The organism is Faecalibacterium sp. An121, assembly GCF_002160915.1.
Classification (GTDB): Bacteria; Bacillota; Clostridia; order Oscillospirales; family Ruminococcaceae; genus Faecalibacterium; species Faecalibacterium avium.
Window position 1 is genome coordinate 107,736 of record NZ_NFLM01000009.1, and the last position, 11,869, is coordinate 119,604.

Annotated in this window: 11 protein-coding genes and 1 pseudogene; 2 read left to right on the plus strand and 10 right to left on the minus strand. The window is 65.3% G+C overall.

Features of this window, described 5'->3' with window-relative positions; all coding sequences use genetic code 11:
- Nucleotides 1-3: 3 nt before the first annotated feature.
- The 10 genes from fabF to acpP all read right to left on the minus strand — a co-directional run bounded on the left by fabF (nucleotide 4) and on the right by acpP (nucleotide 8,720).
- Entirely contained in the window at nucleotides 4-1,248 is a 1,245-nt protein-coding gene (gene fabF / locus B5E66_RS06955) for a beta-ketoacyl-ACP synthase II (protein ID WP_087230587.1), read from the minus strand.
- Between the two features lie 15 nt (nucleotides 1,249-1,263).
- Nucleotides 1,264-2,010 carry a 3-oxoacyl-[acyl-carrier-protein] reductase gene (fabG, locus tag B5E66_RS06960; RefSeq protein ID WP_206393041.1) on the minus strand — a complete coding sequence of 249 codons (747 nt, stop codon included), beginning with the start codon at nucleotides 2,008-2,010 and terminating at the stop codon, nucleotides 1,264-1,266.
- Between the two features lies 1 nt (nucleotide 2,011).
- Nucleotides 2,012-2,941, minus strand: coding sequence for an ACP S-malonyltransferase (gene fabD, locus B5E66_RS06965; protein WP_087230590.1), 930 nt, complete (start codon nucleotides 2,939-2,941; stop codon nucleotides 2,012-2,014).
- Entirely contained in the window at nucleotides 2,938-3,864 is a 927-nt protein-coding gene (locus B5E66_RS06970; RefSeq protein WP_087230593.1) for a nitronate monooxygenase, read from the minus strand. The genes fabD and B5E66_RS06970 overlap by 4 nt, the downstream gene beginning before the upstream one ends.
- Before the next feature lie 58 nt (nucleotides 3,865-3,922).
- Nucleotides 3,923-4,873 (minus strand): beta-ketoacyl-ACP synthase III, encoded by a 951-nt coding sequence (locus B5E66_RS06975; protein ID WP_087230595.1) that lies wholly within the window; start codon nucleotides 4,871-4,873, stop codon nucleotides 3,923-3,925.
- On the minus strand, nucleotides 4,870-5,691 hold the full coding sequence (locus tag B5E66_RS06980; protein ID WP_242955887.1) for an acetyl-CoA carboxylase carboxyltransferase subunit alpha: 822 nt from the start codon (nucleotides 5,689-5,691) through the stop codon (nucleotides 4,870-4,872). Before B5E66_RS06980 ends, B5E66_RS06975 begins: the two co-directional genes overlap by 4 nt.
- Nucleotides 5,681-6,550 (minus strand): acetyl-CoA carboxylase, carboxyltransferase subunit beta, encoded by an 870-nt coding sequence (gene accD / locus B5E66_RS06985; protein WP_087230603.1) that lies wholly within the window; start codon nucleotides 6,548-6,550, stop codon nucleotides 5,681-5,683. Before accD ends, B5E66_RS06980 begins: the two co-directional genes overlap by 11 nt.
- On the minus strand, nucleotides 6,547-7,932 hold the full coding sequence (accC, locus tag B5E66_RS06990) for an acetyl-CoA carboxylase biotin carboxylase subunit (protein WP_087230606.1): 1,386 nt from the start codon (nucleotides 7,930-7,932) through the stop codon (nucleotides 6,547-6,549). Before accC ends, accD begins: the two co-directional genes overlap by 4 nt.
- A gap of 4 nt (nucleotides 7,933-7,936) precedes the next feature.
- Nucleotides 7,937-8,377: an acetyl-CoA carboxylase biotin carboxyl carrier protein gene (accB, locus tag B5E66_RS06995; RefSeq protein WP_087230609.1), complete on the minus strand. Its 441-nt coding sequence runs from the start codon at nucleotides 8,375-8,377 to the stop codon at nucleotides 7,937-7,939.
- A 94-nt stretch (nucleotides 8,378-8,471) separates the two neighbouring features.
- Complete coding sequence (acpP, locus tag B5E66_RS07000; protein ID WP_087230612.1) at nucleotides 8,472-8,720, minus strand: acyl carrier protein; 249 nt, start codon at nucleotides 8,718-8,720, stop codon at nucleotides 8,472-8,474.
- Between the two features lie 355 nt (nucleotides 8,721-9,075).
- On the opposite strand from acpP, the gene B5E66_RS07005 reads away from it, so the two are divergent.
- Together B5E66_RS07005 and B5E66_RS07010 are read left to right on the plus strand one after the other, a co-directional pair.
- On the plus strand, nucleotides 9,076-11,310 hold the full coding sequence (locus B5E66_RS07005) for an alpha-galactosidase (RefSeq protein ID WP_087230615.1): 2,235 nt from the start codon (nucleotides 9,076-9,078) through the stop codon (nucleotides 11,308-11,310).
- A 199-nt stretch (nucleotides 11,311-11,509) separates the two neighbouring features.
- Nucleotides 11,510-11,869, plus strand: a pseudogene (locus tag B5E66_RS07010) (IPT/TIG domain-containing protein); the annotation flags it as partial.

Here is an 11,869-nt window from a genome sequence, read left to right on the forward strand (position 1 = left end):
GGCTCAGCCCTCCCACTTCTTGAACAGGACACAGGCGTTGTGGCCGCCGAAGCCCAGCGAGTTGGACAGCGCATAGTGCAGGTCAGCTGCACGGCCCTGGTTGGGCACATAGTCCAGGTCGCAGGCGGGGTCGGGCACCTTGTAGTTGATGGTGGCGGGGATGTAGCCGTCCTTCAGGGCCATGGCAGTGAAGATGGCCTCCACGCCGCCGGCTGCGCCCAGCATATGGCCGGTCATCGACTTGGTGGAGCTGACCGCCAGCCGGTAAGCGTGCTGGCCGAACACCGCCTTGATGGCGGCGGTCTCCCCCGAGTCGTTCAGCGGGGTGGAGGTGCCATGGGCGTTGATGTAGTCCACCAGCTCGGGGGCCACGCCGCCGGCGTCCTCCAGGGCCTGCTGCATGGCCCGGGCGCCGCCCTCGCCGCCGGGGGCGGGAGCGGTGATGTGGTAAGCGTCGCAGGTGGCGCCATAGCCCACTACTTCGGCGTAGATCTTGGCGCCGCGGGCCACAGCGTGCTCGTACTCCTCCAGCACCAGGATGCCGGCGCCCTCGCCCAGCACAAAGCCGTCCCGCTCTGCATCAAAGGGGATGGAAGCGCGGGTGGGGTCGTCCCCCACATGCAGCGCACGCATGGAGGTGAAGCCGCCGATGGACAGCGGGGTCACACAGGCCTCGGTGCCGCCGCACAGGGCCACCTCGGCGTAGCCGTCCCGGATGTGGCGGAAGGCGTCGCCCACCGCGTTGGAGCCGCCTGCGCAGGCGGTGACGGGGCAGGTGCACATCCCCTTGAAGCCAAACTCGATGGCGATGCGGCCTGCGGCCATATTGGCGATGTTGGACGGGATATAGAAGGGCGAAGCCTTGTCAAAGCCCTTCTGCAGGCAGCGGGTCTGCTCGCTCTCGGTGGTGGAGATGCCGCCAATGCCGCTGGACACGATGACGGCGCAGCGGGTGCTGTCCTCCGCCTCCATGTTCAGGGCGCTGTCGGCCATGGCCTCCTTGGCTGCGGCCACTGCAAACTGGGAGTAGCGGCCCATATGGCGCACTTCCTTCTTGTCCAGCACGGCGGTGGGGTCCCAGTTCTTGACCTCGGCGGCCAGATGGACCTTCTGAGCCGACGAGTCATACTGGGTGATGGGGGCGATGCCGCACACCCCGTCCCGCACAGCCTGCCAGCTCTCAGCGACATTGTGGCCCACAGGGTTGATGGTGCCCATGCCGGTGATAACAACTCTGCGTTTTTCCATCTTTCGCATTCCTCCTCACATTCCCATGCCGCCGTCCACGCTCAGCACCTGGCCGGTGATGTAGCCTGCCTCCTCCGAGGCCAGGAAGGCCACGGCGGCAGCCACGTCCTCGGGGGTGCCGGGACGGTTCACCGGGATGGTGGACAGCATGGCCTGCTTGGCAGCGTCGGGCAAAGCGGCGGTCATATCGGTGGAGATGTAGCCGGGGGCCACCGCATTGACGGTGATGCCGCGGGCGCCCATCTCCTTGGCCAGGGACTTGGTCATGCCGATCAGGCCGGCCTTGCTGGCGCAGTAATTGATCTGGCCGGGGTTGCCGCGCAGGGCCACCACCGAGCTCATGTTGACGATGCGGCCGTAGCGCGCCTTCATCATGGGGCGGATGGCAGCCTTCATGCACAGAAAAGCGCCCTTGAGGTTGGTCTGGATGACCTTGTCAAAGTCCTCTTCCTTCATGGCCATGGCCAGGCCGTCCCGGGTGATGCCGGCGTTGTTGACCAGGATATGGATGCCGCCCAGTTCCTTGACGGCGGTATCGATCAGGGTCTTGGCGGCGTCGGGGTCTGCCACGTCCCCCTGGACGGCCCGCGCCTGCACGCCCAGAGCTTCCAGCTCCTGCAGCGTCTGCTGGGCGGCCGCAGCGTTGCCCGCATACGAAAAGACAACGTTGGCGCCCCGGCGGGCAAGCTCCAGGCAGATGGCCCGGCCAATGCCGCGGCTGCCGCCGGTAACGACGGCGGTCTTTCCACTCATGCTGCCCATATCATTCTCCTTTCAGCGCCGCGCACAAGGCGTCGATGTCGGCGCAGGTCTCCACAGGGATGGTCTTGATGGCGGGGGCGGTCTTTTTGACAAAGCCGCTCAGCACCTTGCCGGGGCCGATCTCCACGATGGTGTCCACGCCCAGATCCTCCATGCGGCGGATGGTGTCCTCCATGTAGACCGAGGACTGCACCTGCCGCTCCAGCAGGGCGGGGATGGTATCCCCCTCCCCCATCTCGCGGCCCAGGCAGTTGAACAGCACCGGGAACTGCATTGGGCCAAAGTGCTCGGATGCAAAGCGCTGGCGCAGCGCATCCCCGGCAGGGGCCAGCAGAGAGGTGTGGAAGGGTCCGCTGACCTTCAGAGGCAGGCAGCGCTTGGCTCCCAGCTCCTTGGCGCGGGCAGCAGCTGCGTCCACAGCGGCCTTGTGGCCGCCGATGACCAGCTGGCCCGGGCAATTGTAGTTGGCGATCTCTACCACGCCCTCAGACGAAGCAGCCTGGCAGGCGGCCTGCAGCTTGTCCCGGTCCAGGCCCAGCACGGCGGTCATGCCGCAGGGCACGCCGGCGGCTGCCTGGGCCATGGCCCTGCCGCGGAAGGCGGCCAGCTCCACAGCCTGGGTGGCGGTGAATACGCCGGCGGCTGCCAGGGCGGAATATTCGCCCAGGCTCAGGCCGGCGGCATAGTTGGGCCGGATGCCCTTGCCCGCCAGGATGGCGGTCATGCCGGCCGCAAAGGCCACCATGCAGGGCTGGGTATATTCGGTCTGGTTGAGCACCCCGTCCGGGTCGGTGAACGAGACGGTCTTGATGTCGAAATCCAGCCTGGCGCCGTCCAGCACGGCCCGGAATTCAGGGTAGGCCTGGTACAAATCGGCCCCCATGCCGGGGTGCTGGCTGCCCTGGCCCGCATACAAAAACGCTAATTTCATGCCTTGAGTCCTTTCACGGTGGCTTCACAGCCGGCCATCAGCTCCTCAAAGATCTGGCGCAGGGGCCGGATCTCGTGCAGCATACCGGCCACCTGGCCCGACATAAAGCTGCCGGTGTCCAGATCGCCGTCGAACACAGCCCGGCGCAGGGAGCCCAGCGTCAGCTTCTCCCGCTCGGCCAGGGGCATGTTCTCTTTCTCCATCTCCAGGTACTGGCGGGCCATCTTGTTCTTCAGCACCCGCACGGGAGCGCCGGTGGTGCGCCCGGTGACCACGGTGTCGTTGGCGCCCGCCTTGAGCAGGGCCTTCTTGTAATTCTCATGGATGGGGCACTCCTCGCTGACCAGCAGGCAGGTGCCCACCTGGACGCCGCAGGCGCCCAGGGCAAAGGCTGCGGCCATCTGACGGCCGTCGGCGATGCCGCCGGCTGCAATGACCGGCGCCTTGACCGCGTCCACCACCTGGGGAACCAGGGCCATGGTGGTCATCTCACCCACATGGCCGCCGCTCTCGGTGCCCTCGGCAATGAAGCCGTCCACATCGTACCGCTCCAGGCGCTTGGCCAGGATGGGGGCAGCCACCACGGGGAACACCTTGATGCCCGCCTCTTTCCAGGCGGGGACATACTTGCCGGGGTTGCCGGCGCCGGTGGTGACCACCTTGACCCCTTCCTCGACGACCACCTTGGCCAGCTCGTCGATGTGGGGGTTCATCAGCATCAGGTTGACGCCAAAGGGCTTGTCGGTGGCGGCCTTGGCGGTCTGGATCTCCTTGCGCAGGGTGTCGGCGTCCATGCCGCCCGAGCCGATCAGGCCCAGCGCACCCGCGTTGGAAACGGCGGCGGCAAAAGCGCCGGTGGCAATGTTGGCCATGCCGCCCTGAATGATGGGGAACTCGGTCCCCAGAAGCTCGTTGATCTTCATAATAGCTCCTTTGTCAAACTGTCAAAAAGCGATGGTGAATTCGGGCTGCCGGCGTCTGTCAGGCCAGCTGCAGCAGAGCGCCGGCCCAGGTCAGGCCGCCCCCGAAGCCGGCGCACAGAGCGCGCTGGCCCGAGCGCAGGGCCCCCGATGTGACCAGCTCGTCCAGCAGCAGGGGGACGCTGGCGGCAGAGGTATTGCCGGTGCGGGCGATGTTGCCGGCGCACCGGGCAGGGTCGATCTTGAGCTTTTTGATGGCGTAGTCCAGGATGCGCTGGTTGGCCTGGTGGAACACAAAGCGGTCCACCTGGTCCAGGCTGATGCCGGCCTTGGCCGCCACCTCTTTGGCGCACTTGGGCAGCACGTCCACTGCGAAGCGGAACACTTCCTTGCCGTCCATGTGGATGAAGTTGGGGCTGCCGGTGTTGACGCCGGGGATCATCAGGACCTGGCGGTTGCCCCGGCTGCCCATGACAGCGCACAGGGAGGGGTAATCCTCCCCCCACTCCAGGATGGCCGCGCCGGCCCCGTCCCCAAACAGCACGCAGGTGCTGCGGTCGGTAAAGTCGGTGATGCGGCTGAGCACTTCGCACCCGATCACCAGGCCATACTTGCGGCTGGCAGCTGCCAGCAGGCATTCGGCGGTGTGCAGGCCATACACAAAGCCTGCGCAGGCGGCGTTCAGGTCAAAGCAGACGGTGTCCTCGGGCAGGCCCAGCTCCTTTTGCAGCACACAGGCTGTGGAAGGGGTCATGGTGTCCTGGGTCAGGGTAGCCACCAGGCATACCCCGATCTGCTCGGGGCGCAGGCCGCTGCGCTCCAGCGCCTGCCGGGCCGCGGCCAGGCAAAGGCTGGTATGGCACTCTTCCCCGCTGCAAAAGCGGCGGGCCGAGATGCCGGTACGGGTGGAGATCCACTCATCGCTGGTCTCCACCAGCTTTTCCATATCAAAATTGGTCACTTCCCGCACAGGCAGGGCGGACCCGGTGCTGATCAGTTTGATCCCGCTCATAGACGCTCCTTTCTCAGGGCGCCAGCGCCCATCATGCGGAATTTTTTGTAGCGGCCCGCGGCCAGTGCCGCAGGGCTCTGTTTGGACAGGGCGGCCAGTTCTTTGACCAGCAGCTCGTCCAGGGCACGGTAGACCGCCTGGGGGTCAGTATGGGCGCCCCCTTCCGGCTCGGGGATGACGCCGTCGATCACCTTCAGCTCCAGCAGATCGGCGGCGGTCAGCTTCATGACGTCGCAGGCCTCGCTGCTGCGGGAGGAATCCTTCCACAGGATGGCGGCAAATCCCTCGGGGGAGAGCACCGAGTAGACGGCGTTCTCCAGCATAAAGACGCGGTTGCCCACGCCCAGGGCCAGAGCGCCGCCGCTGCCCCCTTCCCCGGTGACGATCGAGATGACAGGCACAGTGAGGCTGGAGGACAGCGCCAGAGTGCTGGCGATGGCCTCGCCCTGTCCATGGGCTTCCGCCTCCAGGCCGGGATAGGCCCCGGCGGTATCGATAAAGGTGACGATGGGGCGGCGGAACTTTTCGGCCTGGCGCATCAGGCGCTGGGCCTTGCGGTATCCCTCGGGGGAGGGCATGCCGAAGTGGTAGGCCACGTGCTCCTCCAGGGTGCTGCCCTTGCGGTGGCCGATGACGGTGACCGGCTTGCCGTGGAACAGGCCCACGCCGCCCAGAATAGCCCCGTCGTCCCCGCAGCAGCGGTCGCCCCGCTGCTCGAAGAAATCGGTGAACAAAGCCGAGATAAAATCAGGGGTGCCGGGACGGCCCGCATGGCGGGCCAAAGCCACCCGCTGGGCCGGGGTGAGATCATTTGCCACGGCTCTCTCCTCCTTTCCCATGCAGCTTGAGCAGGCGGACCAGGGTGCTGCGCAGCCGGGCCCGCGGCACGATGGCGTCAATGAAGCCGTGCTCCAGCAGGTATTCGGCCCGCTGGAAGCCCTCGGGCAGTTTTTCACCGATGGTCTGCTGGATGACGCGGGGCCCCGCGAACCCGATCAGCGCCCCCGGCTCTGCCAGCATGATATCGCCCAGGCTGGCAAAGCTGGCGGTGACGCCGCCGGTGGTGGGGTGGGTGAACACCGAGATATACAGCCCCCCATGCTCCGAAAAGCGCTGGACGGCAGCGGCGGTCTTGGCCATCTGCATCAGCGAGAGGATCCCCTCCTGCATACGGGCGCCGCCGCTGGCGGAAAACAGGATCAGGGGGAGCTTGTTCTTGTCGGCGTACTCCACCAGACGGGTGACCTTCTCGCCTAGGGCGGCGCTCATGCTGCCCATAAAGAAGCGGCTGTCCAGGACCCCGGCGGCCACCTTCTGGCCCTCGATGCGGCCAATGGCGGTGACCACACCTTCGCCCAGGCCGGTGCGGCGGCGGGTGTTGTCCAGTTTGGCCTCATAGCCGGGGAAATCCAGCGGGTCGCCCGATACCAGATCTTCGTCCATCTCTTTGAAGCTGCCCTCATCCAGGATCAGGCTGAGGCGGTAATACGCGCCGATGGGGTGGTGATAGCCGCACAGCGGGCAGACGTAGCGGTTTTTGACCAGCTCACGCCGGAGCACCGGTTTGTCGCAGGCCGGGCAGTTTTCCTCGGTATTGGCGGGCACCGACACGCCTGAATCCCGCAGGGCTTTGAGGGACAGCAGCTTATGCCGCCGGCGGGCAAATACAGTGCTCATGCCTTATCCTCCTCATCTCCCGCGCTGCTCCATTTGAGCAGGGTGTCCAGATTCTCGTCCAGGAAGGAGGTGGTGCAGGTGCCCCGCACGAACTCGGGATGGTAGAGGATCTGATGCAGCAGGTCGGCGTTGTTGGCCGGGCCGTCGATCACCAGCTCCTCCAGCACCCGGCGCATCCGGCGGATGGCCTCCAGCCGGGTGGGGGCCCAGACGATCAGCTTGGCCATCAGGGAGTCATAGTAGGGCGCCAGGGTGCAGCCGCTGTAAAGGCCGGTGTCCACCCGGACGCCGCAGCCGCCCGGCAGATGGACAAAGTCCACTTTGCCCGGGCAGGGCTGGAAGTTTTTGGTGGGGTCCTCGGCGTTGATGCGGCACTCGATGGCATGGCCGCGCAGGCTGATCTGGTCCTGGCTGTGGGACAGGGGCAGCCCTGCGGCCACCCGGATCTGCTCCCGCACCAGGTCGATGCCGGTGACGAACTCGGTGACCGGGTGCTCCACCTGGATACGGGTATTCATCTCAATGAAATAGAAGTTGCCCTCCCCGTCCAGCACAAACTCGATGGTGCCGGCGTTCACATAGTGGGCGGCCTTGGCGGCGGCCACGGCGGCAGCGCCCATCTTCTCCCGCAGTTCGGGGGTCAGCGCCTTGGAGGGGGACTCCTCCAGCAGCTTCTGGTTGCGCCGCTGGATGGAACAGTCGCGGTCCCCCAGCTGCACCACGCTGCCGTACTTGTCGGCCATGATCTGGAACTCGATGTGCTTGGGGTTGAGGATCAGTTTTTCCAGATACATCTCGCCGCTGCCAAAGCAGGCCACCGACTCGCTGCGGGCCTCCTCGAACAGGGGGATGAGCTGATCAGGCTCAAAGACCCGGCGCATACCGCGGCCGCCGCCGCCGGCGGAAGCCTTGATCAGCACCGGATAGCCGATGCGGTCGGCGATCTCCTTGGCCTGCTGGGCCGTATCCACGGCACCGTCCGAGCCGGGCACCACCGGCACCCCGGCAGACTGCATCAGCTTGCGGGCCGCGGCCTTGTTGCCCATGGCGCGGATCACGTCCCCGGAAGGCCCGATGAAGGCGATGCCCGCCTCAGCGCAGGCGTCCGCAAAGGCATCGTTCTCGCTCAAAAAGCCATAGCCCGGGTGGATCGCGTCGCAGCCGGCGGCCTTGGCCACCGTCAGGATGGCGTTCATATTCAGGTAGCTGTCCGCTGCGCGGGCGGGCCCGATGCAGTAGGATTCCTCGGCCAGCTGGACGTGCAGAGCCTCGGCGTCGGCCTGGGAATAGACCACCACCGGCTCGATCTCCAGCTCACGGCAGGCCCGCAGGATGCGCAGGGCGATCTCGCCTCTGTTGGCGATCAATATACGCTTGAACATCCCTTCACCCTTCCCGGTAACGGATCAGCTGGTCGCCGAAGGACACCAGAGCGCCGTCCTGCTGTAAGACAGCCTCAATGATGCAGTCGCACGGAGCCTTGACCTCGTTCATCATCTTCATGGCCTCCATGAGGCAGACGGTCTGCCCCTTCTGGACCTTGTCGCCCACCTGCACGAAGGGGGGCTGGTCGGGAGAGGGGGCAACGTAGAAGGTGCCCACCACCGGGGCGGTGATGTACAGGCCCTCCTCAACAGCGGGGGCTGCGGCGGGGACGGGGGCAGGGCTGGGTACAGGGGCTGCCGCAGGTGCGGCAGGCGCCGTGGCCGTAACAGCCACGGCGCCCTTACCCATCTCCAGCTCCGTATCTTTGGTATGCAGCTTAAAAGAAGTGAGGCTGCTGGCGTCAAAGCGCGCCATCAGCTCCATGATTTCCTGATTGGTCATAGCGGCTCCTTTCGACACAGAAGCAATGGTGGGGCATCTCCCAAGACGCCAGGGCCCGGAACGGGCCGGCGTCCTGTGTGTACAGAGATGCAGCTTACTCAGCCTTCTCGGCCTCGTCGGCGTGGTCCTGCAGGTACTGGTACAGGTCGCCCACGGTCTTCAGGTTGGGCAGGTCCTCGTCGGCGATGGAGATGCCAAAAGCCTCCTCCAGAGCCATGGACAGCTCGACGGCAGACAGGCTGTCAGCCTCCAGATCCTCCGCCAGGGTGGCCTCGGGGGTGACCTTGTCGGCGTCGCAGCTCAGAGTCTCAACGATGATTTCCTTAACCTTTTCGAAGTCCATTGTGATTTCTCCTTTTTCACCAAATGTGTTGGATGGTCAAAATTTTTTAAAAAATCATTTTATCTAAAAATTTTTAGAAAAAAGATTTTTACCAGTATTCTAGCAGATTGCTGCTGTTTGTCAAGTGGTTTTTGTGAATTTTTCCATTGAAATTTGTTGCAGTCCCCTCAAAATCCCGGTTTTACAGCCTGGCAAGGCAAAATTTTGGCCGGCGGAGGTTTTTCGGTTGAAGAAGGACGGGAGGATGGTGTATAATCTCCTATATAGATGGGGCGCCCCCAAGATCCACTGCGCCGCGGCCTTTTGCGGCGCCAAGGCGGCCCCGGGGCCAAACAGCACAAGAAAGGACCTTTTTATGCCGATCGAGTTTCACGCCCAAAGCAGGACCTTCCATCTCCACAACCGGCAGATGAGCTATATTTTCAAGGTGCTGCCCAGCGGCCACCTGGGCCAGCTGTACTGCGGCAGAGCCATCCACGACCGCTCCAGCTTTGACCACCTGTTCGAGGCGGTCCCCCGCTCCATGTCGGTCTGCTACTTTGACGGAGACCAGAGCTACTCCCTGGAGCACATCAAGCAGGAGTACCCCACTTACGGCACCGGGGATATGCACCTGCCCGCCCTGGACGCCCAGATGCCCGATGGCAGCCGCCTTTTGGACCTGCGCTATCAGGGTCACGCCATCGTTCCCGGCAAGCCTGCCATCCCGGGGCTGCCCGCCACCTATACGGAGGACCCCGCCGAGGCCCAGACTCTTACGGTGGACCTGGCCGACCCGCTGGCGGGGGTCACCGTCACCTTGTCCTATACCCTCTTTGAGCAGCTGCCCGCCCTGGCCCGCCATGCGGTGATCGGGTATACCGGTCCGGGGGTGCTGCGTCTGGAACGCGCCCTGAGCTTCTGCCTGGATCTGCCCGACATGGACTACGAGATGGTGGAGCTGGCCGGCGCCTGGGCCCGGGAACGCCATGTGGTGGCCCGGCCTCTGGCGCAGGGGGTGCAGGGGGTCTATTCCCTGCGGGGCTGCTCCAGCCACCATTTCAACCCTTTCCTGGCGCTCAAGCGCCCCCACGCCACCGAATTCGAGGGCCAGGTGCTGGGCTTCAGCCTGGTGTACAGCGGCAACTTCCTGGCCCAGGCCGATGTAGACCCCTACCACGTCACCCGGGTCACCCTGGGCATCCATCCGCAGAACTTCACCTGGCAGCTGGCGGCGGGCGGACACTTCACCACCCCCGAAGCGGTGATGGTCTATTCCGAGGCCGGCCTCAACGGGATGTCCCAGACCTTCCATCGGCTGTACCGCACCCGGCTGGCCCGAGGCCCCTGGCGGGACAAAGTGCGCCCCATCCTGGTCAACAACTGGGAGGCCACCTACTTTGACTTCACCGAGGACAAGCTGCTGGCCCTGGCCCGCCAGGCCAGGGATCTGGGCATCGAGCTGTTCGTGCTGGACGATGGCTGGTTCACCAACCGCAGCGACGACCACGGCGGCCTGGGGGACTGGGAGATCAATTACCACAAACTGCCCGACGGCCTGCAGGGCTTTGGCCAGAAGCTGCACGACATGGGCCTGCAGTTCGGGCTGTGGATCGAGCCCGAGATGGTCAATGCAGGCACCCGCCTGTGGAACGAGCACCCCGACTGGGTGCTGCACCAGCCCGGCCGCCGCCCCCAGCAGGGCCGCTATCAATATGTGCTGGACTATTCCAATCCCGATGTGGTGGACTGGGTCTTCCACCGTCTGGTCAGCGTGCTGGACGGCGCAGGGGTGGACTACATCAAATGGGACATGAACCGCAGCATCAGCGACGCCTATTCCTGCGCCGTGGGTCCCGCCGGTCAGGGCGCCGTGCTGCACCGCTACATCCTGGGAGTCTACCAGCTGTACAGTCTGCTGACCGAGCGCTATCCCAACATCCTGTTTGAATCCTGCGCCGGAGGCGGTGCCCGCTTCGACCCGGGCCTGCTCTACTATGCCCCCCAGTGCTGGACCAGCGACGACACCGACGCGGTGGAGCGTCTCAAGATCCAGTACGGCACCTCGATGGCCTATCCGGTGTCCAGCATGGGGGCTCATGTAGCGGCCGCGCCCAACCATCAGCTGGGCCGCAGCACTTCCCTGACCATGCGGGCCAACGTGGCCTTCTTCGGCGCCTTTGGGTACGAGCTGGATCTGACCGCCCTGAGCCAGCGCGGCCGGGAACTGGTGGCCCGGCAGGTGGCTTTTGTCAAGCAATACCGCCAGCTGCTCCAGTTCGGCACCTTCTGGCGGCTGCGCAGCCCCTTTGAGGGCAACGAGACGGCCTGGATGACCGTCTCCCCCGACCGCTCCACCGCCCTGGTGGGGGATTACCGGGTGCTGCAGCAGGCCAATGCGGGCTACCGCCGTCTGCCCCTGGCCGGCCTCGACCCCGACCGGCTGTACCAGGTCACCCGCCTCGGCTCGGGGGCCCAGCCCGCCGGTGCGCCTCTCACTGCCTACGGGGATGAGCTGATGGCTGCCGGCCTGGTGACCACCGGCGAAGATCCCGCCGCCGAGGGCGACTTTGTCAGCCGCCTCTACCTGCTCCAGCCCGCAGAGCTGTAATATCGTGCCTCTCGCCTGCCCCGGTCTGGCCTGCCCAGCCGGGGCTTTTCTGCGCCCGGCTGCACCTGGACGCCCCGCCGGCGCATACACTGGGGGGAGCCCTCGGGCATTTCTGACAGGACTCCGCGCCGCTTTTGGGCCGGAGAAGTCCCGTCCGCTATGCCCTCCACCATCCAGATCAGAAAAGGAGCATCAGCCTATGGCAGCAGGAATCCTACGCATCCAGAGCTTTGAGGCCCGGCGGTCCGCCCCGGCAGCGGGGGTAACGGTGACCATCACCGGCCAGGGCTTTTCCGCCAGCCGCCTCACCGACGACACCGGCAACACCCAGGACCTGGAGATCGACGCCCCCGACCAGGCCCTTTCACTGGAGGAGGACAACACCACCATCCAGCCCTACGCCGTCTGTGACCTGGTAGCCGAGAAGCCCGGCTTTGAGACCATCCACATCGAAGGGGTGCAGATCTTTGCGGGGCAGGTCACCCTGGCCCCGCTGGAGATGACCCCCGCCAACGCCCGGGTGACCCCGCCCAGTCAGTCGGTGGTCATCCCACCCCAC

Bases quoted from the DNA above. Each gene is read 5' to 3' on its own strand.
- B5E66_RS06970 (WP_087230593.1), bottom strand. From the start codon at position 3,864: ATGAAGATCAACGAGCTTCTGGGGACCGAGTTCCCCATCATTCAGGGC.
- acpP (WP_087230612.1), bottom strand. From the start codon at position 8,720: ATGGACTTCGAAAAGGTTAAGGAAATCATCGTTGAGACTCTGAGCTGC.
- B5E66_RS07005 (WP_087230615.1), top strand. From the start codon at position 9,076: ATGCCGATCGAGTTTCACGCCCAAAGCAGGACCTTCCATCTCCACAAC.
- fabG (WP_206393041.1), bottom strand. From the start codon at position 2,010: ATGGGCAGCATGAGTGGAAAGACCGCCGTCGTTACCGGCGGCAGCCGC.
- fabF (WP_087230587.1), bottom strand. From the start codon at position 1,248: ATGGAAAAACGCAGAGTTGTTATCACCGGCATGGGCACCATCAACCCT.
- accB (WP_087230609.1), bottom strand. From the start codon at position 8,377: ATGACCAATCAGGAAATCATGGAGCTGATGGCGCGCTTTGACGCCAGC.
- B5E66_RS06975 (WP_087230595.1), bottom strand. From the start codon at position 4,873: ATGAGCGGGATCAAACTGATCAGCACCGGGTCCGCCCTGCCTGTGCGG.
- accD (WP_087230603.1), bottom strand. From the start codon at position 6,550: ATGAGCACTGTATTTGCCCGCCGGCGGCATAAGCTGCTGTCCCTCAAA.
- fabD (WP_087230590.1), bottom strand. From the start codon at position 2,941: ATGAAATTAGCGTTTTTGTATGCGGGCCAGGGCAGCCAGCACCCCGGC.
- accC (WP_087230606.1), bottom strand. From the start codon at position 7,932: ATGTTCAAGCGTATATTGATCGCCAACAGAGGCGAGATCGCCCTGCGC.